The sequence below is a fragment of the Brucella tritici genome, from assembly GCF_008932295.1.
Classification (GTDB): domain Bacteria; phylum Pseudomonadota; class Alphaproteobacteria; order Rhizobiales; family Rhizobiaceae; genus Brucella; species Brucella tritici.
The window spans coordinates 1-22,788 of record NZ_WBWA01000006.1; the positions used below are offsets into that span (position 1 = coordinate 1).

Below are 22,788 nucleotides of genomic sequence, written 5' to 3' on the forward strand. Positions count from 1 at the left end.
TCTACTCAAATCAAACATCGCTGTCAAACTCTTTCAACCAACTCAAGGGACGAACCTGTCTGCCGCTAGCAGCGTCGCCGCCCTCGTTGTGGCGCCATATAGACCCCACAAACCAAAACTGTCAACGACCAATCCAAACTTTTCCAAAAAATCTTTCAACAGTCCAAAAACTGAAACAGACGCATCCGGCTCCTTATATAAGGAACCATCCTGCTCTAGGCAGAGAGCCATCCCATGCGGTCCGCCACATCGTTCGCAAGAGCGCGTACCCGCTTGCCCATATCCTCTATAGTGTCAGGACGGGCTTCTGCTGCCATCATGGACAGAGCGATGCCAGCCGTGGGGTGGAAAGGTCGATCGCATATCGCAGCGCCGATGCAGAACATGCCTTCGCGCAACTGGCCATTATCCAATGAATAGCCCCTTGCTCTTGCCTCAACCATCTCTGCCTCGAGCACCTTGGGCGAAGGCGCGCTCGCTGGCGTAATCAGTTCCGGCCATGCGGATGGCAGATGACGCGCCAGTTCCTGCGGCGACATCGCGGCCAGCATGGCCTTGCCTGTCGCGGTAAAGACTGCGGGAACGCGCATACCGATACGGAATGTGATTCCAAGAGGCGCGGTAGAGTTACGGCAGGAAAGATAAATGACATCCGGCCCTTCGAGATGCGAGAGTGTCAATGTATGCGCGCCGAGCCCATCCGCCTCCGCAACCGCTTCATGAAATGCATCGACAATGTCGCTGCCCGCCATGAACACATTGGCCCAGCGCACCGATTGCGACCCCATCGTGAAGCTTCCGTCACTGTTGAGCTTCAGCAGTTTGAGATGCACCAGCGTCTGGCAAAGTCCATGCACACTGCTTTTCGGCAAGCCGGTCCGGCGGGCCAGATCGGAAAGCTTGAGCCCGTCAGCAGATCCCTTGCCGCCTTCCTGAACGGATTGCGCTACCTGATCCAGGATTTGCGCCGCGCGCATAACCGCCGGCACCAGTTTCTGGGAACTCTCTTCGTCGCTCACCGTTTTCGTCATATCTTTGCCATTCACCTGATCGACCGCCTGATTAACCGTTTGACTTTGGGTGTTGCGGCCTGTTTAATTCGAAATATCGTAAGCTGTTCAATATACTGAACACGCTTTCTCTGCAAGACTGGGATGGAACATCAATATGCTCGCTTTGAAAGACCCCTCACTGCTCAAATCGCAATGCCTTGTTGGCGGGCGCTGGATAGACGCCACGGACGGCACCAAGATCGACGTGACCAATCCGGCAGACGGTTCGGTCGTCGGCACGGTTCCCTCCCTTTCTGTCGCGACCATCAAGGAAGCCATCGACGCTTCCGCCAAGGCTTTCCCGGCATGGGCAGCCAAGACTGCCAAGGAGCGCACCGCGATCCTGCGCAAATGGTTCGACCTCATCGTGGCCAATGCTGACGATATCGCTCTTATCATGACGTCCGAGCAGGGTAAGCCGCTTGCAGAAGCACGCGGCGAAGTTCTCTATGCGGCATCATTCATCGAATGGTTCGCTGAAGAAGCAAAGCGCGTTTATGGCGACACCATCCCTGCCCCGCAGGCGGGACAGCGCCTGACGGTCATCCGCCAGCCGGTCGGCGTTACTGCCGCAATCACCCCCTGGAACTTCCCGGCAGCGATGATTACCCGCAAGGCAGCACCTGCCCTTGCCGCCGGTTGCACCATGATCGTGCGCCCTGCCGACCTCACGCCGCTGACGGCACTGGCGCTCGGCGTCCTCGCTGAGAAGGCTGGCATTCCGGCTGGCGTTCTCCAGATCGTTACCGGCAAGGCGCGCGAAATCGGCGCCGAACTGACTAGCAACGATATTGTGCGCAAGCTCTCCTTCACCGGTTCGACGGAAGTTGGCCGCCTGTTGATGGCGCAGTGCGCCCCGACCATCAAGCGCATCTCGCTGGAACTTGGTGGGAATGCGCCATTCATCGTGTTCGACGATGCTGATCTGGACGCAGCCGTCGACGGCGCCATGATTTCCAAATACCGCAATGCGGGCCAAACCTGTGTCTGCGCCAACCGCATCTATGTGCAGCGCGGGATTTACGACAAATTCGCCGAAAAGCTCGCAGCCAAGGTCAAGGAACTCAAGGTCGGCAACGGCACTGAACCGGGCGTTGTCATCGGCCCGATGATCGAGCCGAAGGCTATTACCAAGGTCAAGGCACATATTGACGATGCCGTATCCAAGGGTGCGAAGCTCATCACCGGCGGCAAGGAACTGGGCGGTCTGTTCTTCGAACCCGGCGTGCTGACTGGCGTAACCCCCGACATGATCGTCGCAAAGGAAGAAACCTTCGGCCCATTGGCACCACTCTTTGCCTTCGACACGGAAGAAGAAGTCATCGCCATGGCCAACGACACGATCTTCGGTCTGGCGGCTTACTTCTATACGGAGAATTTCAGCCGCGCGATCCGTGTCAGCGAAGGACTGGAATACGGCATGGTTGGCCACAATACCGGGCTCATTTCCAACGAGGTCGCGCCTTTTGGCGGCGTGAAGCAGTCGGGCCTCGGTCGTGAGGGTTCCAAATACGGCATCGAGGAATATCTCGAGACCAAATATATCTGCAGCGCCTACAAGCGTTAAAAACTGCTGTTTTCCATACCGTTCCATGGAAAGTAGTCTCAAAAAAGATGGCGCGCATTGTTCGCGCCATCTTTTTTATTTATAGACGGTGCAACCGCTAATATGGCTCTGGCCTAAGATAATCCGGAAAATATATGCTGCGCCGCCTTTACGACTGGACGATTTCGCTTGCCGCAAGAAAATCCGCCGAATGGTGGCTTGCCATCATCGCCTTTGTAGAAAGCTCGGTCTTTCTTGTCCCAGCCGATGTCCTGTTTCTGCCCATGGCGCTTGCACGCCCCGAACGCGCCTGGCGCTATGCCTTCATCGCGACGGTTTCGTCTGTCCTCGGCGGCATTGCGGGCTGGTATCTCGGCTATCACGCCTATGAACAGATCGCAAAACCGGTGCTCGAAATGTACGGCAAGCTGGACACGTTCGAGCAATTGCGGGGCACAACCAGCGCCGATGCTATATTGTTGATGCTGATTACCTCCGGCCTTGCGCATCTGCCGCCGATCAAGGTCGTGACGATCCTGTCCGGTGCAGCCGGCATCAATATCTGGCTGTTTATAGCATCGGCTATCGTTGCGCGCGGTGCGCGCTTCTATTTTCTGGCCTGGCTGCTGCGGCGATATGGCGAACCGATCCGCGATTTCATCGAAAAGCGCCTTGGCCTGATTGCCAGCCTCGTGGCCGTCGTCCTCATTGCGCTCTTCTTTGCTGTGAAATATCTTCACGTCTGAGCGGTTCGCCCAAACTCGGTCAAAATAAATTGCTTGGAGACAAGCCAATTTTTTCGCTTAGGTTTATCTAAAGAGCCGTTTCAGGGAATCCCATATGGCGTTTGCACTCAATAATCCGGTCGGCAAAACACAGGCCTGGACCGCAGGCATCATGACCATCGGCCTTGCCGCAACTGTCGGCACGGCACTGGGCTTCGAACATCTGGCTGGCTTCATGCCCTGCAAGCTCTGCCTCGAACAACGCACGCCTTATTATATAGGCGTTCCGGTTCTGGCTGCGGCATGGGTCTCCTACGGCCTGAAATGGCCGCCGATCCTGACGCGCGGTCTCATTTTGATCGGCGCGCTCCTGATGACCTTCGGGCTGGCGCTTGCCATCTATCATACCGGCGTTGAACTGAAGTACTGGCCTGGGCCGATCGACTGCAGCGCCGCGACGATGAAGGTCACGCTGGATGCGGGTAATCTCCTGAGCGACCTCAATTCCACGCGTCCGCCCGCATGCGACAGCGCACCGGGCCACTTCCTCGGCTTGTCCTTTGCCGGATGGAACGTCGTCGCAAGCCTGCTCTTTGCAGCTATCGGCTACTACGGCGCTTTTGCGAAAAGTGGGAAGTAAGCAGACCGGCATGGCGACTTTTGGAGCAGACACTAAGGCTCCAGTTCGACATCCCAATACAGAAAATCGAGCCAGCTATCGTGCAGATGGTTGGGTGGGAAAAGGCGACCGTTATTGTGCAGGTCCTGCACGGTCGGCATGACCGGTTTCTGGCGCGGCCACATATGCGCGACGGCGGGCATCATGCCGCCCTTGCGCAGGTTGCACGGTGAACAGGCGGCGACCACATTTTCCCACGTCGTCTCGCCGCCATGGCAACGCGGGGTAACGTGATCGAAGGTCAGGTCATGCGGCGAGCCGCAATACTGGCACTCAAAACGATCACGCAAAAAGACGTTGAAGCGCGTGAACGCAGGATAGCGCGGCGGCTTCACATAATCCTTCAGGCAAATCACGCTCGGAACGCGCATGGAGAACGATGGTGAGGAAACGATGTGATCGTATTCCGCCACGATGTTCACGCGTTCGAGAAACACCGCCTTGATCGCATCCTGCCAGGACCAGAGCGACAGGGGATAATAGCTGAGCGGACGGTAATCAGCGTTCAGAACCAGCGCGGGCAAGCCACTGGTCGAGACGGTTCTGGGTGAGACGGCAACAGTCAAGGGCGCACCTCCTTCAGAGCAACTCCGAAAAAGGGCGAAATGGCTCTCCATGCGGAATTGCGCTTTCATCGAAGCGCCGCGCGTCCATTTGGGCGCAACAACGACGCTCCAACCTCATGAGGACGGGACTGCAATCAGCAGAAAATCAAGCGTCTGCGAATCGAAATTCCGTCATCAGCCGATACGGATAATGTAAGCCCGACGTGACAGGATTGTGAAGCGGAAACGCATTTATGCTTCGGGAAACACGCAAGTTTTACAGCAGCATCTATAAAAGTGGGGCCGCTTCGCGCCCCTTGATCGCTGCATAATAAGCCCAGAACAATCGCGCTGCCACACCGCGCCACGGCGCCCAGTCTTCCGCCAGCTTGCGAAGGGCAACAGCATCGGGCCGGATCTCATGGGCGAAGGCGTGGCCAACAGCCGTCTGCAAAGCCACGTCGCCAGCCGGAAACACATCCGGATGACCAGCCGCAAACAGAAGATAGACCTCTGCCGTCCACGGGCCGATGCCCTTGATCGCCGTCAGGGCCGCGATTGCTTCCTCGGCAGACAGATCGCAAAGCCCGTGCAGGTCGAGGCCACCTTCGGCAAGCGCTTGCGCAACTGCCAGAAGCGTTCTTTGCTTGGGGCGCGAGAGACCGGCAAAACGCCACGCCTCCTCCCCGCCCGCAATATACCCCTCCGGCGTCAGCGGATCGACGGCCTGCTTCAGCCTCGCCCAGATCGCGGCGGCACTGGCGGTCGAAACCTGCTGCGCAACAATGATGGAAGCCAGACTTTCAAATCCGGGTTCGGACCGGCGTAGCGGCACCGCATGGGAGCGGCTGCGAATATCGGCCAGCCGAATATCGGCGAGAACCAGAGCATCCAGCCCCGTCTCAATATCGCTCAATGTATCGATCCGCCGCATCGCACAGCCTTTCATTCTTTCGGTGCACAACGTACCAATGGAATCAGATGACATTCAACTGACATCGGCAACTGACATCGGCAACTGACATTGAACCCGCCATGACCGTACCCGTTTTCCGCTTTGCTCCAAGTCCCAATGGCCAGCTTCACCTTGGCCATGCCTATTCCGCTCTTCTGAACGCAGACATGGCCAGAAAGAGCAACGGGCGCTTCCTGCTGCGCATGGAAGATATCGACACAGCACGCTGTACGCCTGCGCTGGAACAGGGCATTTACGATGATCTCCGCTGGCTTGGCCTGTCATGGGAAACCCCTGTGCGCCGCCAGTCGGAACATTTCGGCGAATATCGCAACGCCCTGACCAAACTTGCCGACAAGGGCCTTGTCTATCCTGCATTTCTCAGCCGGGGCGAAGTTCGCGAGCGGATCGGCGAAGCTTTCGCCAAGGGCAAGGACTGGCCTTCCGACCCGGATGGAACACCGCTCTATCCGCAAAGCGAGCGCGATCTGACCGAGAAAGAGCAGATGGAACGCATCGCCTCGGGCATGTCCTATGCCTGGCGGCTCAATATGGACAAGGCGCTGGAAGCCGCAGGTGAGCCACTTTTCTGGAATGAAAGCGGCACGGGTCCGAATGGTGAGAGCCTGAATCAAAAAGCGGCAGGCCGTGGCGAAAATGGTGATTTTCGAGTACCGAAGCGCAATGTACTTAACGTACATGAGCACCGGAACACAGAACAGCGCCATTTGCAGACCGGCATGGCAACTTTTGGAACAGGCTCTGAAACCGGGCGCATTGCCGCCGACCCTGCCCGCTGGGGCGACGTGGTGATTGCACGCAAGGACACGCCGACCAGCTATCACCTTTCCGTGGTAGTGGACGATGCCTTGCAGGGCATTACCCATGTCGTGCGCGGGCATGATCTGTTTCACGCGACCTCCGTTCACCGGCTGCTGCAGAAACTGCTCGGCCTGCCGGAGCCGTTTTATCACCATCACGATCTCGTGCTGGGTGACGACGGATTGAAACTGTCGAAGAGCCGCCAGGATACAGCGCTCGCATCATTGCGCGAGCAAGGCTTTACGCCCGACGATATTCGCGCCAAGCTATCGCTATAAAAACTATTTTCGCCGCAGCGTCACAGATGATGTGCCTGCGCACCGATTGACGAAAGCCCGCCAAAGCGGTTCAAAGGCAGCATGATAGCTGGCACTGAAGAGTGCTGGCGGCAGATTTGTTTATTTTGAAGGAGGCAGAGCCATGGTTTCTCAGAAAGCCGGTAATTACGTTGAGATAGAAGGCTTGCGCGTTGCCCCTGAACTGGTGGAGTTTCTGGCTGCGGAAGCCGCTCCCGGTACTGGCGTTGAACCAGAAGCCTTCTGGAAGGGCTTTGCTGCCATCATCCGCGATCTCGCACCGAAGAACCGCGCCCTCCTCGCCAAGCGCGACGACCTGCAGGCCAAGATCGACGCCTGGTACAAGCAGAACCGCGACAAGGGCTACAGTCAGGCCGATTACCAGCAGTTCCTGAAGGACATCGGCTATCTTCTACCGGAAGGTGGAGAGTTTTCGGTTGCGACCACCAATGTCGATCCGGAAATCACCCATATCGCAGGCCCACAACTTGTCGTTCCGGTCATGAACGCACGCTATGCGTTGAACGCCGCCAATGCGCGCTGGGGTTCGCTCTATGATGCGCTCTACGGCACCGATGCGATTTCCGATGCCGACGGCGCGGAAAAGGGCAAGGGGTACAATCCGAAGCGCGGCGAAAAGGTCATCGCCTGGGCGAAAAACTTCCTCGATGAAAGCGCGCCGCTTGCCACCGGCAACTGGGCCAATGTCGCCGGTCTCGCCGTCAAGGACGGCAAGCTTGAAATCAAGCTGACCGACGGTTCTGCAACGGCGCTGAAGGATGCCAGCCAGTTCAAGGGTTACAATGGCGATGCCGCCGCCCCGACCAATGTACTGCTGGCGAAGAACAACATGCATGTCGACATCGTCGTCAATGCGGACCATCCGATCGGCAAGACCGATCCGGCCCATATTGCCGATGTTGTTCTGGAATCCGCCGTCAGCACGATCCAGGATTGCGAAGATTCGATTGCTGCCGTGGATGCGGAAGACAAGGTTGCGGTCTATCGCAACTGGCTCGGCCTGATGAACGGCAAGCTGGAAGACACGTTCGAGAAGAACGGCAAGCAGATGACCCGCCGCCTCAACGGCGACCGCACCTACAAGGCTGCGGACGGTTCCACGCTCACGCTCAAGGGCCGTTCTCTCATGCTGGTTCGTAACGTTGGTCACCTGATGACCAACCCGGCGATCATCGATGCGGACGGCCACGAAGTGCCGGAAGGCATCATGGATGCAGCCTTCACCAGCCTGATCGCGCTGCACGATATCGGCCCGAATGGCCGTCACATGAATTCGCGCGAAGGTTCGGTCTATATCGTCAAGCCGAAGATGCACGGGCCGGAAGAAGTGGCATTCGCCAATGAAATCTTCACCCGCACCGAAGAGCTGCTCGGCATGAAGCCGAACACGCTTAAAATCGGCATCATGGACGAGGAGCGCCGCACCACGGTTAACCTCAAGGAAGCGATCCGGGCCGCCAAAGACCGCGTCGTCTTCATCAATACCGGCTTCCTCGACCGTACCGGCGACGAAATCCATACCTCGATGGAAGCTGGCCCGATGATCCGCAAGGGTGACATGAAGCAGGCCGCCTGGATCGGCGCTTATGAGCAGTGGAATGTCGATATCGGTCTTGAATGCGGCCTTTCCGGCCATGCGCAGATCGGCAAGGGCATGTGGGCCATGCCGGACCTGATGGCGGCAATGCTGGAACAGAAGATCGCCCATCCGAAGGCCGGTGCAAACACCGCCTGGGTGCCGTCGCCGACCGCCGCCACCCTGCATGCGACGCACTATCACAGGATAGACGTTGCCGCCGTTCAGGCGAAACTGAAGAGCCGCCCGCGCGCTAAGCTCGACGACATTCTGTCAGTGCCGGTCGCAACCCGCCCGAACTGGACGCCGGAAGACATCCAGCACGAAATCGATAACAACGCGCAAGGCATTCTGGGCTACGTCGTGCGCTGGGTCGATCAGGGCGTTGGCTGCTCGAAAGTGCCGGACATCAACAATGTCGGCCTGATGGAAGACCGCGCCACGCTGCGCATCTCCGCACAGCACATCGCCAACTGGCTCTATCACGGCGTCGTTTCGGAAGAGCAGGTCATGGAAACCATGAAGCGCATGGCAGCCGTCGTCGACAAGCAGAACGAAGGCGATGCCCTCTATCGCCCGATGGCCGCTGACTTCGACAAGTCGATTGCCTTCCAGGCCGCCTGCGATCTTGTCTTCAAAGGCCGCGAACAGCCGAACGGTTATACCGAGCCGGTCCTGCATCGCCGCCGTTTGGAACTGAAGCATGTCTCCTAAAAGCGGGAACCGGTTTTAGGAACAAGAATGCGCCAAAGCAAAAAATGAAAGCTCAGGGGTGATTCTTTTCACTTGCAAATGATTGAATACGGCGGGAGAAATCCCGCCGTTTTCTTGTTCAATAAGGCTCTGAAATGACCCTCACCATCCGCCACGCGACGGAAGCTGACCTCCCTGCCCTGCTCGCCATCTATAATGATGCGGTAGAGAACACGCTCGCCATCTGGAATGAAACGCTTGTCGATCTGGAAAACCGCCGTGAATGGCTCAAGGCCCGCAATCGTGACGGCTTTCCGGTTCTGGTTGCCGAACGCGAAGGGCAGGTCGTTGGCTATGCGAGCTATGGCCCATTCCGTCCGTTCGAGGGTTTCCGTCATTCATCCGAACTTTCGATCTATGTGGCGAGCGACGCACGCGGCGGCGGCATCGGACGCGCTCTCCTGACCGAGCTTGTGGACGAAGCGCGCGAGCGCAAGGTGCATGTGCTGATTGCCGGTATCGAAGCGGGCAATGCCGCTTCCATCGCGCTGCATAGATCGCAGGGCTTTGAGGATTGCGGCACGCTGAAACAGGTTGGCCAGAAGTTCGGGCGCTGGCTCGATCTGACCTTCATGCAGAAGATACTCTGATTGAAAAGGGCCGCTTTCGCGGCCCTTTTTATCAGTTCGGCTGTGGAACGGCAGTCCCGGTCGGCAGCTCGGTCAGACCGATCTCACCTTCGACCTGATCGCTGCGGGCCATCAGGTAAAGACCAAGGCCACAGGTCAGAACGGCGATGAACACCAGATACCAGGCATGGGCCATCGGGTTGACCGCCAGAAGCGACGTCACGATCACCGGCGTCAGACCGCCAAAGACCGCATAGGAAACATTGTAGGAAAAAGACAGGCCCGAGAAGCGAACCGGTGCCGGGAATGCGCGCACCATCACATAAGGCACCGCGCCAACCATGCCGACCGAAAGCCCCATCACCGCATAAAGCGCAAATAGGACCGGCAGGGAAACCGCCGCATAGGTGTAGAAGACGAAGGTCGCGACGCCGAAGAAAATGCCCGCAACGACAAAGAAGCGCCCGCTACCGATACGGTCCACGATAGCACCCGCCGTCACCGTTCCAAACATCAGGAACAGCGTGCCGAAGCTTGTGGCTGCAAGCGACTGCAAAGGCGTATAGCCATAAAGCTTCTGCAGGAAAGTGGCCGTCATCAGCGTGGTGACAACAATGCCTGCCGACAAGATCCAGGTCAGCAGCACGGAAATGACAACCCCATGCATATGGTTGCGCAGAACGGTGCCAAGCGGCAGCTTGTCCTTCAACAGATGGCTGTTCTTCATCTCGGTGAAGATCGGCGTTTCCGCCAGCCAGCGGCGCAAATAAACAGCAAGCAGGCCGAAGATACCACCGATGAAGAACGGAATACGCCACGCATAGGCGGACAGTTCTTCCGGCGTGAAAATCCAGTTGATGGCAGTGGCGATCAGCGAACCGATCATGATGCCAAGCGTCAGGCCCGAGCAGAGAAAACCACACGCCATGCCAACACGATTGGCAGGCACATGCTCGGCCACAAAGGTCCATGCGCCCGGTACTTCACCACCAATGGCGGCCCCCTGCAACATACGGAACACGATCAGCAGGATCGGAGCGCCGACGCCCAGCGTCGCATAGGTCGGCAGGCAAGCCATGGCCAGCGTTGAAATCGACATCAGGAACACCGAGAAGGCGAAGACGCGCTTGCGGCCAAATTTGTCGCCGAAATGCGCCAGCACGATGCCGCCCACAGGTCGCACCAGATAACCGGCTGCGAAAATGCCGAAGGTCTGGATCAGCACCAGCCAGTCCGGCATGTCGGGTGGAAAGAACAAATGGCCGATCACACTGGCAAAAAACACGAAGATGATGAAATCGTAAAACTCCAGCGCGCCGCCAAGGGCCGAAAGGCCGAGCGTGCGGAAATCCTGCCGGTTAAGCGGACGCGGACTATTGCTTGCGTGGAGATTCGTCGATGCCATCGATTCGCTCTCTTCTGATCGGGTCGCTGATATGATGCCCTTATTTCAGGGCCGCGTTTTAATGCGCCAATTGTGCCTGCACTGCAAGACTTGACTTCCGGGTACCAGATCTTATTTTAGAATTATTCTAAACTTTGGATTCCCCAGATGCTGAACCGATTCTTTCGCAACGACCGACGCCCTTTCGATTCGCTTTCCGAACAGGAAATTCTGGCGCTTGCCATATCCTCCGAAGAGGACGATGCACGTATCTATCTCGCTTATGCCGATGGCCTGCGTGACGAGTTTCCGCAATCGGCGAAAATATTCGAACAGATGGCAGCGGAAGAACACGGACACCGGGATGCGCTGATCGAACGCCACAAGGCCCGCTTTGGCGACCGGATTCCGCTGATCCGCCGCGAACATGTCAGCGGCTATTATGATCGCAAGCCGGACTGGCTGGTGCGTCCGCTTGGCATCGACAAGGTGCGCGAAGCCGCATCGGAAATGGAAGAACAGGCCTATCGATTCTATGTCGAGGCGGCCAAGCGCGTCAGCGACGCAGACACCCGCAAATTGCTGGGCGACCTTGCCCAGCAGGAAAAGCAGCATGAGGCCAAGGCCGAATCGCTGGAACACACGCTGACACCGGATGATGTGCAGGATGAGGAGCGCGCAGCCGAGCGCAAGCAGTTCATCCTCACCTATGTCCAACCGGGGCTTGCAGGCCTGATGGACGGCTCTGTCTCAACGCTCGCCCCGATCTTCGCTGCGGCCTTCGCGACACAGGATACGTGGCAGACCTTTCTGGTCGGCCTGTCCGCCTCCGTCGGCGCCGGTATTTCGATGGGCTTCACCGAAGCAATCCACGATGATGGCAAGCTGTCCGGTCGCGGCTCGCCGATCAAGCGCGGCCTGTCCTGCGGTATCATGACGACGCTGGGCGGCCTTGGCCATACCCTGCCCTATCTGATCAAGGATTTCTGGACCGCCACAAGCATTGCAGCGATTCTGGTCTTCTTCGAACTCTGGGCCATCGCCTTCATCCAGAACCGCTATATGGAAACACCGTTCCTCCGCTCTGTGCTTCAGGTGGTCCTGGGCGGCGGCCTCGTGCTGGCGGCAGGCATATTGATCGGGAACGCCTAAACCGTCACGGCATCCTGCGGTCGGGAAATCGGTTCCTCAAAGCTCTCGATCGCAATGCGGCCTTGCCGGGAAACAGTGACAAAACTGTTTGCCGGCACCGCCATCCAGTTTGCGGCCTCGCCGTCCAGCGGCTCCGACACCACGCATATGCCGGACGATCCGCCAAGTGTCGCCGTATAAAGCGTCGGCGCGAAAGCGTCGGTCGCATAGCGGATGGCGTAAAGCTGGTTTCCATCGGAGAAGGCCGCAGTCAGCCGCAGAAATGGCGGCACGCCGCCGCGCACCGATTCCTCGACAACCGTTGCCACCATGCGCTTCATGGCAAGCACAGGGTCACTGTCGAGACCGAATTCAAGCATCAGAAGAAAGATCAGTTCCGAATCGGTTGCGCCATGTTTTTGGCCATAGACATCATCGCTCAAATGGCTTTCCAGCCTGCGACGCAGCCGGTCGAAGTGACCGATCTGGCCGTTATGCATGAAGCTCCAGCGTCCGGAAACGAAGGGATGGCAGTTGGACCGGCTGGTCAACCCGCCGGTCGAAGCCCGAACATGCGCAAGGAAAAGGCGCGATTGAATTTGTCGCGCCAGACTACGGAGGTTCTGGTCGGACCATGCGGGCAGAATATCCCGATAAAGGCCGGGCTCATCACGATGGCCATACCAGGCAACGCCGAATCCGTCGCCATTGGTACGCGTTTTGGCTTCATGCGCATCGTGGCTTTGCGCCACGAGCGAATGGCAGGGAGACGATATAATGTCTTCCAGATAGGTTTCAGGTCCGAGATAGGCGGCCCAACGACACATTTGCGATCCGGTGTTTACCGGCCCCGGTTATGCGTCCGCTCATAAAGCTGGCGAACGATTGTGCTCGCCGTCTTCTCGAACAAAAATGGCAAAATTGCATGAATCAGTGCCGCAAAGGCCGCACAAAAAAGCTTGAATGAAAAACGTCCGGCAAAGGCCATATGTTCAAAATAGGTCTCGTCAACCGATTGAGGGTGCTCGGTGAAGAGGCGCGTGATGCGAGTGGTCATTGGAAATACTCCCGTCAATGAGTAAGTTGTTCCCGTTATACGGCGCATATCGCGCCTTTCTGGAAAATCATTCTAGCAAATGCATCTGAGATGAAATCTCAAAATATCCTTGATAATTACTATTTATTGGGACAATCATCCCACTATGAAACCATTTCTCGACGAAATTGATCGCAAAATCCTGGATGAGCTGCAAATCGATGGGACCCTGTCCGTTGATTCTCTCTCCGAGCGGGTACACTTATCGCGCAATGCCTGCTGGCGGCGGGTCAAGCGCATGGAGGATGAAGGGATCATCAAGGCGCGCGTGGCCCTGGTCGATGCCGAGATGGCGGGTTGCGGCCTGTCCGTCTTCATTCTTGTTCGCACATCGAGCCACGACCCCGATTGGCTGGGCAAATTTCGCGGTGCCATGGGGCGCTTTCCGGAGATCGTCGGGGTTTATCGCATGACCGGCGATCTGGACTATGTGCTGAAGGCGCGCGTTTCCGACGTCAAAGCCTATGACCGGCTTTATCAGCGACTGATTGCCAGCGTTCCGCTGTCAGATGTTTCGGCTTCATTCGTCATGGAAGAGATCAAGGAAACGACTGCGGTGCCGCTGGAACGGGATTAAATCCGCTGCGGAGGGCAGCTCATAGTGTAAAAGCATGATCCTGTGCAGCACTATCATTGCAAAACGCCAAATAGACGGTACACCTTTCATTGGTTTTCACGTATGAGCGTCGCCAATTTAGAGCGCATCCTGAAAAGCGTGAAACGGTTTTCAGACAAGATGCGCGATGAAACAATGTCTCGCAGGCCAACTGAATTCTTGCAGGAAAGGCTCCCTCATGACCGCAGCTTCCTCTTCCGCGCCAACGCTCGGCATCATCCGCCTCGAACACGCGAAAGGCCTTGAACTTCCAGCCTATGAGACATCGGGGTCGGCTGGCATGGACCTGCGTGCAGCCGTTGCCGAAGACCGCCAGATCGTTCTCCTGCCGGGGCGCCGCACGCTGGTGCCGACAGGGCTGATCTTCGAAATTCCCGAAGGCTTTGAAGTACAGATTCGCCCGCGCTCGGGCCTTGCCTTCAAGAACGGCATCACCTGCCTCAATACGCCCGGCACCGTCGATTCCGATTATCGTGGCGAGGTGAAGGTTCTTCTCATCAATCTGGGCGATGACGATTTCCGCATCGAGCGCGGCATGCGTATTGCGCAGGCTGTTTTTGCACCTGTCGTCCAGCCGAAGGTTGAAGAGCGCACGGAAGCAACCGAGACGGCGCGCGGCGCTGGCGGCTTCGGTTCGACCGGCACGGCATGAACGGACAAATCGCACGCAAAAGCCCGGCTGAGCCGGGCTTTTTTATTGCCTGTTTTTTACTGCGTCAGCGCCGCACGCTGGCAAAGTACACCAGTGACCTGAACGTCAGCCTCACCCAATTTGACACCGAGCATATCCAGCACCCCGAAAAGCAGGCCATCCACCACCGGGCCCAAAGGCGTTAGCAAGGTGCCTAGGAGCTGGGTAAGCCCACTCAAGGGCAGAGGCAAAGGCAGCAATCCTATCAAAACGACCTCGAGATCGAGCCCCTTTACCAGCCCGACAAAAAGCGACCCCACGAGCTGGTTGGTCCCCACGGTTTTGATCCGTTTGGCGGCAATATCGGCAGGAGTAAAGGTCACAATTTCTTGCTTAGGATTGCCAAGCGGCAATTCAACACGTCCGCGAAGCTCGGCTATGTCCAGAGGTCCCAATTTCACTACGGCGATCGCCGTCTTCTTGACAGTAGGCGTTTTGCTGAAATTCTTCATCAAAACGATATCGGTATCGCCAAGATAGACACTGGCCACGCCCGGTTTAACACCAAGTTTTACCGTGGCACTTCCGGGTCCCTGCGGGCAGCTTATACTTTTGAGTTCGGCTTCACCGCTCGCCACGTCAATAAAGATCGGCACGTGAACATTGGCCAGATAGGAAACAATACCGTTATTGCCGACCTCAAGTTCCAGAAGCAGGCGTATCTGTGCAGTGCGGACCAAAGCACCTACCCCTCCAACAGTGAAGAACGGGGTCTTTTGTGCTGGCTCTCCAACGGCAATGTCCAGTTTAAGCGTAAGTACACCAGGCAAGCTTAGCCCAGGACCAAGCTTGATTTGATTGTTTCCCCCCAACATTGCCGCTGCAGTTATCATCTGCAGCACGTTAGCGGTGATATTGTAGTTATTAGATGATCCGAGCGATGCGTCGGCTATTGATCCAAGGCCTAGCAATTTTCCAACCGGTAGCTTCGTGTTAAGCGCACCGGCGTTCTTCCCGAGAAGGGTCAGAGCAGCCTTTGCTGCTGGATTACTCGTTGTGACCTCCGCCATAACGCTTGCCAGCATGCCGACTGAAACATCCGTGTTCAGCAATTGGTCATAAGTACCAGCCGTCAGCCCTATTTTGGGAGCAAGCTTATCCAGAAATCCGAGCAGGTTGATATCAGTTGCCGCGAGTGCATTGTAATCAACAAGCTTCAGATTGAGAGTGGTCCCCAACAGGCCCCCGAGAAGTCCGTTCAACACACTTTGATCGGTATTCAGGCTCAACAGCCGCGAACCGATGGAGAAAGCTGCTTCTGCCTTTGCCGCGGCCATGCCGGTAGCCCCAAGCGCGGGGCGATTGATGAAAGCCTGACCGAAATAGAGATTGCCCGGACGCGCCAGCCGGACGCGAACCGCATCGGGGCTGGCCCCGCCAGCCACGAAACGGTTCTCAACCGCACGATTCTTGTCGGGGAAATAATTGCCCTTCTCCACCCATACGCGGGTCTTGTTATCGCTTTTTCCGTTCACGACGGACGGATCGTAAGCGCCTGTCATCAACACCGGATCAAGACCGTTTGCCCGCAATTGTCGCAACACCGCATCATTCGCCTGCGAAAGGGAAGCTGCACCCGCAACGGCGGCAAAATCAGCCATGCTTTGTAGCTGGCGCCGCTCCAGAAACAACGAACTCGTGTCCACGCAGAATGCCGCTACCGCCAGAAACAGTGGAGAAACCAGCGCCGCCATCGTCGCCAGATTGCCGCTCCGCGCACGCAGGAAACGCGATACTAAACCCCGCATATCGAATACCCCCCACCCCCGTGTCAGATCCCGCCAAGCCTTATTGTCGATGCCCTTGTAATGGTCGTGTCCGGAAGCGGCAGGCCCGTCATCAGGTTCCAGATCGGCAGGTTTTGCGCGTTGTAGCGGATCGTCACCGTGAACTGGTTCGGGTCCGACTGGGCATTGTCGACATTCACCTGCATCTTCGCCGGATCGATCAGCGAATATTTTGCCGCGTTTTTCTGGATGTAGGTTGTCGCCAGCGTCAGCCGCTCCGGGGGATCGATACCCGCCAGCGCGGTGCGCGTGGCGTCAGCCGCAAGCTGCTGCACGGCATTCGCCACGCCCAGATAAAGGCCGAAGGCGATCATGCCCATCAGTATCAGAAGAAAAACCGGCGCCAATATTGCGAATTCGACCGCTGCAGTGCCGCTTTTATTTCGCTTGAAAAATAACAATGGAGGTATTCTTCGGTGCAGGCTTGAAAACCTGCCCGATATGAATGAAAACCTTTTCCGCCCCATAATAAGGTAAGCCATTTGCCCTCCCGTCCAAGAGCATTGAAACCTTATTTCCATGTCAATTCGAAGCAACATGCATCATGCATGCGCCGACCATCCGCCTTTGCGGACAGGTCACGTTTTAAATTCTTCCATCTACTTTCAGATGTGATTTCCCGATCTTATTTAATCAGGAGATAATTTAAGAACACTTAATTACTGCAATCAGTTTGTTTCTAATGGAAAATTCCAAAAGAATAACTGCAAGTTGTATATTGGTGCCAACTTGGTTCTCTTCATCGCTTGCTTTCGCACCATGATCGGAAGCAACCAGAGGCATCCATCCCTTTGTGGCACCGACAATTATTGCATGACAAATAATTAAGATGAAATCCTGAGCTTTCAGGGATAGATATCCCGTCAGCGATCCATAGTGGGCAAGTATTGTCTCGCTTTGGTTGCATGCGACAGAGAATTTGCGGGACATATTAATGAATCTCCGGAGATCGGAGGTTCTGAAAGCTAGAGGGTTTGAGGGTGCTTACAACTTCCGATTCTTCCAAAACCGGGCAGCGGACGGCACCTTCGCAGAAGCGCGCGCGCAGCAAGGCGCGCCGCTGGTGGCTCTGGCTTGTCATTGCGGCAATCGTGGCTGGCGCGGGCTGGTATTTTTACGGATCAGGCCAGGCAGACGGCCAGAAGACGAGTTATCTGGCCGAGACAGTCACACGTGGCAATATCGAAAACGCCATTACCGCCGTCGGCACACTCAGTGCGCTGCGCAGCATCAATGTCGGCGCGCAGGTTTCCGGCCAGCTTAAAAGCGTGAAAGTCGAAGTGGGCGATCAGGTCAAGCAGGGCCAGCTTATCGCCGAAATCGACCCATCACCCTTCGAGAAAAAGGTGGAAATCGCGAGCGCCCAGCTCGACAATCTCAAGGCACAGCTTTTGAGCAAGGAAGCCCAGCTAACGCTCAAAAAGGCCAATGCGGCGCGACAGCGCTCGCTTCTGGCCACGCGCGGCGTATCCCAATCCACCGTCGATCAGGCCGATGCCGATCTCGCCATGGCCGATGCGGATGTGAAGGCGCTCGGCGCGCAGATCCGCCAGCAGGAAGCCCAGCTTGCCAGCGACAAGGTCGATCTCGGCTACACCAAGATCTACAGCCCCATGGAAGGCACGGTCGTCGATCAGGCCGCCAAGGAAGGCGAAACGCTGAATGCCGTGCAGAGCGCACCAACCATCGTGACCGTGGCCGATCTCAAGGTCATGACCGTGGAAGCGCAGGTTTCGGAAGCCGACATCGGCAGGCTGAAGCCCGGAATGCCGGTTTATTTCACCTTGCTTGGCCAGCCGGAGAAGCGCTTTACCGGCACGCTGCGCCAGATCAAGCCGACGCCTGCGACCGAGAACAATGTCGTGCTCTATTATGCGCTGTTCGACGTCCCGAACCCGACCGGCGAACTGATGATCAATATGAGCACGCAGGTCTATTTCATTCTTGATGAGGCGAAGGACGTATTGATCGTCCCCTCCTCCGCTCTGAACTACAAGCGCGAAGGCCCCCAGAACCAGAAAGGCAAGCCGCAGATTTCGGTCAAGGTCGTCAGTGACAACGGCTCGATCACCGAGCGTCAGGTTCAGATCGGCGTGCGCAATCGCGTGCAGACCGAGATCAAAAGCGGCCTTGAGGAAGGCGACAAGGTTATCGTCACCAGCGCTTCCAGCGGAGCCGAAACCGCCGCAGGGCAGCGTGGCCGCAGGCCCGGCATGCGCCTGTTCTGATGAGCCGCCTCATGACCGAAACGCCGCTTATCAGACTGGATGATATCCGCAAGACCTATCACAATGGCGACCTAGCCGTTGAGGTACTGCACGGCATCACGCTCGATATTCAGGCCGGGGAGTTCGTCGCGATCATGGGCGCCTCCGGCTCCGGCAAATCGACGCTGATGAACATTCTGGGCTGTCTCGATAGCCCGAGCGGCGGACAATATCTGCTTGATGGCGAGGACGTCTCGACACTGGATGCCGATGCGCTTGCAGCATTGCGCCGCCGAACCTTCGGCTTCGTCTTCCAGAGCTATAATCTTATCTCGACCTCGACTGCGCAGGAAAACGTCGAAGTGCCCGCAATCTATGCGGGCCTGCCGGCATCGGAGCGCCATGCACGCGCCGCAGAGTTGCTCAATTCGCTGAAGCTCGGCGACCGCCTCGATCATCGTCCGAACCAGCTTTCCGGCGGCCAGCAGCAGCGCGTTTCCATCGCCCGCGCGCTCATGAATGGCGGGCGTATCATCCTTGCCGATGAGCCTACCGGCGCACTCGACAGCCAGAGCGGCGAGGATGTGATGGAATTGCTGCGCTCCATGCACGCGCAGGGTCATACCGTCATCGTCATCACACATGCCCGCGAAGTAGCTGAACGCGCCGATCGGCTGATCGAAATCCGCGACGGCCAAATACTCTCCGATACTGTGAAGCGCGCCATTCCCGATACGCAGGCACCATTCCGGTTGCAGGAGAGCCTTGAAGTCAACTCCGCCCGCATTGCCGATGTTTCGGAAGCGGTCAAGATGGCCATGCGCGCCTTGCGTGCCAACATCTTCCGGACAATTCTCACCCTGCTCGGCATCATCATCGGCGTCAGTTCCGTGGTGACGATGCTCGCCATCGGCACCGGCGCGCAGAACTCGATTCTCGACCGCATCAATGCGATGGGCACCGATCTCATTCTGGTGCGTCCCTCCATGGCGAGTTTCCGCGGCACAGGCTCGATAGCGACACTGGTTCCCGAAGATGCCACTGCCATTCTGGAGCTGCCGAACATCAAAACCGCTGTCCCCGAAGTCACCGGCACCGTGACGCTGCGCCGTGGCAATGTCGATTACCAATCGCAGGCAAACGGGACTGTTCCTGCCTTTTCCGAAGCCAAATCGTGGAAGGTTGCCACCGGCGACTTCATCAGCCAGAGCGATCTGGATAATTATGCGCCCGTCGCAGTGCTGGGCAAAACGGTCGTCAACACGCTGTTCCCCGATGGCAGCAATCCTATCGGGCAGTATATCCTGATCCAGAAGATTCCGTTTCAGGTGATCGGAACTCTTGAACCGAAAGGCGCAGGCTTTGGCGGTTCGGATCAGGACGATGTGGTGATCGTGCCGCTCTCCACCGGCAATCTGCGGCTGTTTGGCCAGAAATATGTGCGCACCATCACCGTGCAGGTGAAGGATTCCGACCTCATCAACACGACGCAGGAACAGATTCAGGACCTGCTGGACCAGCGCCACAAGAAGCAGGACACGATGATAACCAACATGTCGTCCATCCGCGAGGACGCGACGGCAATGGGCAATACGATGACGCTGTTTCTGGGGTCCGTTGCTGCAATCTCGCTTCTGGTCGGCGGCATCGGCGTCATGAACATCATGCTGGTGAGCGTGACGGAACGCACCCGCGAGATTGGCGTGCGGATGGCAACCGGCGCAAGGCGGCGTGATATTCTGCTGCAATTCATCACCGAGGCATTGACCGTCTCGGCCATTGGCGGTGCATTTGGCGTCGTGATCGGGCTTGGCGCTGCGGCCATCGCTGGCTGGGCCGGTCTTTCCGTCGGCTATAGTGTCGGGCCTGTCCTGCTGGCCTTCGCCTGCGCTTTCGCCACCGGCCTGATCTTCGGCTTCCTGCCCGCGCGCAAGGCTTCCCGCCTGCTCCCGGCTGTGGCACTGTCTTCTGAATAACCAATACAAACCGGAAGGCAGTGCAGCGATGATTCTCCTCAAGCGAGGCCTGTCCGTCGCAGCCATAACGCTTGCTGCGATAGCTGCGCTGACGCAGCCGGGCCGCACGGAAACCTGCAACCGCCAAACCTTTGAAAATACAAACTACATCATCTGCGATGCAAAGGCGGATGGCGCAAGCTTGCATCTGTTCTGGAAAAATGGCGACGACGAGCCCTATCGCAATTTTTCAAAAGTAGCTGACGCTGCTGCAAGTCGCGGCAAGACACTGGTTTTCGCGCTCAATGCCGGCATGTATCAGCCTGATTTTTCGCCGATGGGCCTCTATGTCGAAAATGGCCGTGAGCTTAGCCCGGCAAGCAAAACAACGCCTGTTCGTGGGTCCGGGCCCGTACCGAACTTTTACAAGAAGCCGAACGGCATCTTCTATCTCGGCGACAAGGGCGCGGAAATCCTGCCGACAGACCGTTTCCTGAAACAAAAGATCAAGCCGCAACTGGCCACCCAGTCCGGGCCGATGCTGGTTATCCGCAACAGGATCAATCCGATTTTCATCGTCGGCTCAACCGACAGGACCCGGCGCAGCGGCGTCGGTGTTTGCAATGGCGGCGCGATCCGATTCGCGGTCAGCGAAGACGCGGTCAATTTCCACGATTTCGCAAAATTGTTTCGAGACCATCTCCAATGCCCCAACGCCCTGTTTCTCGACGGCGGTGGCGGTGCAGGCATCTACGTTCCAGTGCTGGAGCGAAACGACATATCCTGGCACGGCGGCTACGGCCCGATCTTCGGGTTTGTGGAGTAATGTTGAATCGGCAGGAAATGAAAGGCCGGTCTGATCTCCAGACCGGCCTTCAGATAATGCATTCTGCATTGCTTACTTGAACAGCAGCGGCAAGGTGATTGGCATACGCGCCTTGGCAATGGCCGCAGGCGGAGCAGGAACCGGCGAAGCTCGACGCGCTGCTTCCAGTGCAAGCTGATCGACCTCCGAATTACCGGACGAACCGGCCAGCTTGACCGAAAGCACGTTGCCAGACGGATCAATCACAAAGTTGATGACCACGCGTCCTTTGGCGTTGCGTGCCTTGCGCTGCATGAAACGCGTGTTACGCGCCATATGAGCATTCATCTTCGCCTGCCATTTGTTGGAGGCGACGCCCGCCGACGCAGAATTCTCGCCACGACGGTTCGCAGCAGCCTTCTCGCCCGCATCTGCATCCATGCGCGGCGCTGCCGCCTGACGGGTTTCCGGTGCTTTCTCGGCCTTCTTGGGCTTGGGCTTCTCGACCTTGGGTTGCTTCGGCTTTTCCGGCTTCGGCTTCTCAACCTTTTTCGGTTCTGGCTTCGGCTCCGGCTTGGGTTCCGGTTTTACTTCCGGCTTTTCGACCGGCAGCGGAACAGCCACTTCGGGCTTTTCAGCCTCGACCACATCCGGAATGACTTCTGCCGGCTCCTGAACGGCTTGTGGTTCCGGCTCAGGCTCTGGCGGCGTCACCTCTTCCGGTTCAGGCGGTGTCGGCTTTTCCTGTACCGGTTCCGGTTGCGGGGCCGGTTCCGGCTCAGCCTGTTCCTGCGGTGCTTCAGCCGTTTCCGGCTGGGCCTCTTCCGCAACCTGCTCTTCCATCGGCGCTTCCGGCTCCGGCGCAAGTTCCACCACCATGGCGGCGACCTGTGTGCCATCGGGCTGGTCTTCTTCCTGTGCCATATGAATGGCATAGGCACCGGCGGCATGAACTGTCAGAACAAGGATGCCCGCGCCAAGCCAGCGCCCCGCATCATGCCAGAAGGAATGATGATGGGTGTCAGCCGAAGCCACCTTTACAGGAGGATGGTCGGGCGGAAGTGCATTCATTGCGCAGCTCCCTGCGCTGCGGGAGTTTGCGAAGCGGGCGCCGGTTGTGCAGGCGCACCGGCAGGTGCTGCTCCGCTCTGGTCGGCGCCGATGGTTTCAAGACCGACCAGCGCAATCTTCAGATAACCGGCTTCACGCAGAAGATTCATCACGCGCATCAATTCGCCATAGCCAACATTCTTGTCGGCACGCAGAAAGATGCGCGCTTCCTTGTTTTTCTCCGACAGGCCGTCCAGCGCCACGCCAAGGCGCTCGCGGGCAACCATATCATTGCCGACACTGATGCTGAGATCGTCCTTTAGCGTCACATAAAGCGGCTTGTCGGGACGCGGTGCGGGCGCTGCCGTCGAGGCAGGCAGATCCACCTTCACATCCACAGTCGCCAGAGGCGCTGCCACCATGAAAATGATGAGCAGAACCAGCATGACGTCGATGAAGGGCGTCACATTGATCTCGTGGTTCAACTCGAGATCGTCGCCGCCGCCTTCGCGAACTTTACCAGCCAT

Annotated in this window: 23 protein-coding genes; 12 read left to right on the plus strand and 11 right to left on the minus strand. The window is 57.5% G+C overall.

Features of this window, described 5'->3' with window-relative positions; genetic code table 11:
- Positions 1–215: 215 nt before the first annotated feature.
- A complete protein-coding gene (locus F9K91_RS08125; protein WP_151556165.1) occupies positions 216–1,031 on the minus strand; it encodes an IclR family transcriptional regulator in 816 nt (271 codons plus the stop codon).
- Between the two features lie 136 nt (positions 1,032–1,167).
- On the opposite strand from F9K91_RS08125, the gene F9K91_RS08130 reads away from it, so the two are divergent.
- The 3 genes from F9K91_RS08130 (at position 1,168) to F9K91_RS08140 (ending at position 3,963) form a co-directional block, all read left to right on the plus strand.
- Positions 1,168–2,619: an NAD-dependent succinate-semialdehyde dehydrogenase gene (locus F9K91_RS08130; protein WP_151677613.1), complete on the plus strand. Its 1,452-nt coding sequence runs from the start codon at positions 1,168–1,170 to the stop codon at positions 2,617–2,619.
- 134 nt (positions 2,620–2,753) lie between these two features.
- Positions 2,754–3,344, plus strand: coding sequence for a YqaA family protein (locus tag F9K91_RS08135; protein WP_061348074.1), 591 nt, complete (start codon positions 2,754–2,756; stop codon positions 3,342–3,344).
- Positions 3,345–3,438: 94 nt separating this feature from the next.
- Complete coding sequence (locus tag F9K91_RS08140; RefSeq protein ID WP_029929616.1) at positions 3,439–3,963, plus strand: disulfide bond formation protein B; 525 nt, start codon at positions 3,439–3,441, stop codon at positions 3,961–3,963.
- Between the two features lie 32 nt (positions 3,964–3,995).
- Here the strand turns inward: F9K91_RS08140 and F9K91_RS08145 are convergent, their stop codons facing one another.
- Positions 3,996–4,568, minus strand: coding sequence for an HNH endonuclease (locus F9K91_RS08145; protein WP_006473253.1), 573 nt, complete (start codon positions 4,566–4,568; stop codon positions 3,996–3,998).
- A gap of 268 nt (positions 4,569–4,836) precedes the next feature.
- Positions 4,837–5,481, minus strand: coding sequence for a DNA-3-methyladenine glycosylase family protein (locus F9K91_RS08150; protein WP_151677614.1), 645 nt, complete (start codon positions 5,479–5,481; stop codon positions 4,837–4,839).
- A 101-nt stretch (positions 5,482–5,582) separates the two neighbouring features.
- Here F9K91_RS08150 and F9K91_RS26295 point away from each other — a divergent pair, with 101 nt between their 5' ends.
- From F9K91_RS26295 to F9K91_RS08175, 3 genes are all read left to right on the plus strand, one after another.
- Positions 5,583–6,602, plus strand: a complete 1,020-nt coding sequence (locus F9K91_RS26295) for a glutamyl-Q tRNA(Asp) synthetase (RefSeq protein WP_235912834.1) — start codon at positions 5,583–5,585, stop codon at positions 6,600–6,602.
- A gap of 142 nt (positions 6,603–6,744) precedes the next feature.
- On the plus strand, positions 6,745–8,931 hold the full coding sequence (locus F9K91_RS08170; protein WP_151677615.1) for a malate synthase G: 2,187 nt from the start codon (positions 6,745–6,747) through the stop codon (positions 8,929–8,931).
- 134 nt (positions 8,932–9,065) lie between these two features.
- Positions 9,066–9,560, plus strand: coding sequence for a GNAT family N-acetyltransferase (locus F9K91_RS08175; RefSeq protein ID WP_151677616.1), 495 nt, complete (start codon positions 9,066–9,068; stop codon positions 9,558–9,560).
- Between the two features lie 31 nt (positions 9,561–9,591).
- On the opposite strand, the gene F9K91_RS08180 is transcribed toward F9K91_RS08175, so the two are convergent.
- Positions 9,592–10,944: an MFS transporter gene (locus F9K91_RS08180; RefSeq protein ID WP_151556160.1), complete on the minus strand. Its 1,353-nt coding sequence runs from the start codon at positions 10,942–10,944 to the stop codon at positions 9,592–9,594.
- 147 nt (positions 10,945–11,091) lie between these two features.
- Between F9K91_RS08180 and mbfA the strand changes: the two genes are divergently transcribed.
- Positions 11,092–12,075, plus strand: a complete 984-nt coding sequence (gene mbfA / locus F9K91_RS08185; protein WP_151556159.1) for an iron exporter MbfA — start codon at positions 11,092–11,094, stop codon at positions 12,073–12,075.
- Here mbfA and F9K91_RS08190 read toward each other — a convergent pair.
- Both F9K91_RS08190 and F9K91_RS08195 read right to left on the minus strand, forming a co-directional pair.
- Positions 12,072–12,881 (minus strand): class II glutamine amidotransferase, encoded by an 810-nt coding sequence (locus F9K91_RS08190; RefSeq protein WP_151556158.1) that lies wholly within the window; start codon positions 12,879–12,881, stop codon positions 12,072–12,074. The genes mbfA and F9K91_RS08190 overlap by 4 nt on opposite strands.
- Before the next feature lie 14 nt (positions 12,882–12,895).
- Positions 12,896–13,111: a DUF6356 family protein gene (locus F9K91_RS08195; RefSeq protein WP_006473246.1), complete on the minus strand. Its 216-nt coding sequence runs from the start codon at positions 13,109–13,111 to the stop codon at positions 12,896–12,898.
- A gap of 145 nt (positions 13,112–13,256) precedes the next feature.
- Between F9K91_RS08195 and F9K91_RS08200 the strand changes: the two genes are divergently transcribed.
- Together F9K91_RS08200 and dut are read left to right on the plus strand one after the other, a co-directional pair.
- Positions 13,257–13,727, plus strand: coding sequence for an Lrp/AsnC family transcriptional regulator (locus tag F9K91_RS08200; RefSeq protein ID WP_151556157.1), 471 nt, complete (start codon positions 13,257–13,259; stop codon positions 13,725–13,727).
- A gap of 217 nt (positions 13,728–13,944) precedes the next feature.
- Positions 13,945–14,418, plus strand: coding sequence for a dUTP diphosphatase (gene dut / locus F9K91_RS08205; RefSeq protein ID WP_151556156.1), 474 nt, complete (start codon positions 13,945–13,947; stop codon positions 14,416–14,418).
- A 56-nt stretch (positions 14,419–14,474) separates the two neighbouring features.
- Here dut and F9K91_RS08210 read toward each other — a convergent pair whose 3' ends face one another.
- The 3 genes from F9K91_RS08210 to F9K91_RS08220 all read right to left on the minus strand — a co-directional run bounded on the left by F9K91_RS08210 (position 14,475) and on the right by F9K91_RS08220 (position 17,174).
- Positions 14,475–16,205, minus strand: a complete 1,731-nt coding sequence (locus F9K91_RS08210) for a TadG family pilus assembly protein (protein ID WP_151677617.1) — start codon at positions 16,203–16,205, stop codon at positions 14,475–14,477.
- A 23-nt stretch (positions 16,206–16,228) separates the two neighbouring features.
- Complete coding sequence (locus F9K91_RS08215) at positions 16,229–16,645, minus strand: TadE/TadG family type IV pilus assembly protein (RefSeq protein ID WP_109989170.1); 417 nt, start codon at positions 16,643–16,645, stop codon at positions 16,229–16,231.
- Positions 16,646–16,889: 244 nt separating this feature from the next.
- On the minus strand, positions 16,890–17,174 hold the full coding sequence (locus F9K91_RS08220; protein ID WP_151677618.1) for a hypothetical protein: 285 nt from the start codon (positions 17,172–17,174) through the stop codon (positions 16,890–16,892).
- Positions 17,175–17,224: 50 nt separating this feature from the next.
- Between F9K91_RS08220 and F9K91_RS08225 the strand changes: the two genes are divergently transcribed.
- Genes F9K91_RS08225 through F9K91_RS08235 form a run of 3 tightly spaced genes read left to right on the plus strand, consistent with a single transcriptional unit; the run spans position 17,225 to position 21,232 of the window.
- Complete coding sequence (locus F9K91_RS08225) at positions 17,225–18,472, plus strand: efflux RND transporter periplasmic adaptor subunit (protein WP_151677619.1); 1,248 nt, start codon at positions 17,225–17,227, stop codon at positions 18,470–18,472.
- Positions 18,473–18,483: 11 nt separating this feature from the next.
- Positions 18,484–20,427, plus strand: a complete 1,944-nt coding sequence (locus F9K91_RS08230; RefSeq protein WP_235912836.1) for a MacB family efflux pump subunit — start codon at positions 18,484–18,486, stop codon at positions 20,425–20,427.
- A gap of 28 nt (positions 20,428–20,455) precedes the next feature.
- Complete coding sequence (locus F9K91_RS08235) at positions 20,456–21,232, plus strand: phosphodiester glycosidase family protein (protein WP_151677621.1); 777 nt, start codon at positions 20,456–20,458, stop codon at positions 21,230–21,232.
- Positions 21,233–21,304: 72 nt separating this feature from the next.
- On the opposite strand, the gene F9K91_RS08240 is transcribed toward F9K91_RS08235, so the two are convergent.
- Both F9K91_RS08240 and exbD read right to left on the minus strand, forming a co-directional pair.
- The gene (locus F9K91_RS08240; protein WP_151677622.1) at positions 21,305–22,282 is read right to left on the minus strand and encodes an energy transducer TonB family protein; all 978 of its coding nucleotides are present in this window, start codon (positions 22,280–22,282) and stop codon (positions 21,305–21,307) included.
- Positions 22,279–22,788, minus strand: coding sequence for a TonB system transport protein ExbD (exbD, locus tag F9K91_RS08245; protein WP_151677623.1), 510 nt, complete (start codon positions 22,786–22,788; stop codon positions 22,279–22,281). Before exbD ends, F9K91_RS08240 begins: the two co-directional genes overlap by 4 nt.

Excerpts from the sequence above, each read along its gene's own strand:
- mbfA (WP_151556159.1), top strand. The coding sequence starts at position 11,092 with ATGCTGAACCGATTCTTTCGCAACGACCGACGCCCTTTCGATTCGCTT.
- F9K91_RS08140 (WP_029929616.1), top strand. The coding sequence starts at position 3,439 with ATGGCGTTTGCACTCAATAATCCGGTCGGCAAAACACAGGCCTGGACC.
- F9K91_RS08130 (WP_151677613.1), top strand. The coding sequence starts at position 1,168 with ATGCTCGCTTTGAAAGACCCCTCACTGCTCAAATCGCAATGCCTTGTT.
- F9K91_RS08220 (WP_151677618.1), bottom strand. The coding sequence starts at position 17,174 with ATGTCCCGCAAATTCTCTGTCGCATGCAACCAAAGCGAGACAATACTT.
- F9K91_RS26295 (WP_235912834.1), top strand. The coding sequence starts at position 5,583 with ATGACCGTACCCGTTTTCCGCTTTGCTCCAAGTCCCAATGGCCAGCTT.
- F9K91_RS08240 (WP_151677622.1), bottom strand. The coding sequence starts at position 22,282 with ATGAATGCACTTCCGCCCGACCATCCTCCTGTAAAGGTGGCTTCGGCT.
- F9K91_RS08230 (WP_235912836.1), top strand. The coding sequence starts at position 18,484 with ATGACCGAAACGCCGCTTATCAGACTGGATGATATCCGCAAGACCTAT.
- F9K91_RS08190 (WP_151556158.1), bottom strand. The coding sequence starts at position 12,881 with ATGTGTCGTTGGGCCGCCTATCTCGGACCTGAAACCTATCTGGAAGAC.
- F9K91_RS08150 (WP_151677614.1), bottom strand. The coding sequence starts at position 5,481 with ATGCGGCGGATCGATACATTGAGCGATATTGAGACGGGGCTGGATGCT.
- F9K91_RS08200 (WP_151556157.1), top strand. The coding sequence starts at position 13,257 with ATGAAACCATTTCTCGACGAAATTGATCGCAAAATCCTGGATGAGCTG.
- exbD (WP_151677623.1), bottom strand. The coding sequence starts at position 22,788 with ATGGCTGGTAAAGTTCGCGAAGGCGGCGGCGACGATCTCGAGTTGAAC.
- F9K91_RS08175 (WP_151677616.1), top strand. The coding sequence starts at position 9,066 with ATGACCCTCACCATCCGCCACGCGACGGAAGCTGACCTCCCTGCCCTG.
- F9K91_RS08135 (WP_061348074.1), top strand. The coding sequence starts at position 2,754 with ATGCTGCGCCGCCTTTACGACTGGACGATTTCGCTTGCCGCAAGAAAA.
- F9K91_RS08195 (WP_006473246.1), bottom strand. The coding sequence starts at position 13,111 with ATGACCACTCGCATCACGCGCCTCTTCACCGAGCACCCTCAATCGGTT.
- dut (WP_151556156.1), top strand. The coding sequence starts at position 13,945 with ATGACCGCAGCTTCCTCTTCCGCGCCAACGCTCGGCATCATCCGCCTC.
- F9K91_RS08210 (WP_151677617.1), bottom strand. The coding sequence starts at position 16,205 with ATGCGGGGTTTAGTATCGCGTTTCCTGCGTGCGCGGAGCGGCAATCTG.
- F9K91_RS08180 (WP_151556160.1), bottom strand. The coding sequence starts at position 10,944 with ATGGCATCGACGAATCTCCACGCAAGCAATAGTCCGCGTCCGCTTAAC.
- F9K91_RS08170 (WP_151677615.1), top strand. The coding sequence starts at position 6,745 with ATGGTTTCTCAGAAAGCCGGTAATTACGTTGAGATAGAAGGCTTGCGC.
- F9K91_RS08235 (WP_151677621.1), top strand. The coding sequence starts at position 20,456 with ATGATTCTCCTCAAGCGAGGCCTGTCCGTCGCAGCCATAACGCTTGCT.
- F9K91_RS08125 (WP_151556165.1), bottom strand. The coding sequence starts at position 1,031 with ATGACGAAAACGGTGAGCGACGAAGAGAGTTCCCAGAAACTGGTGCCG.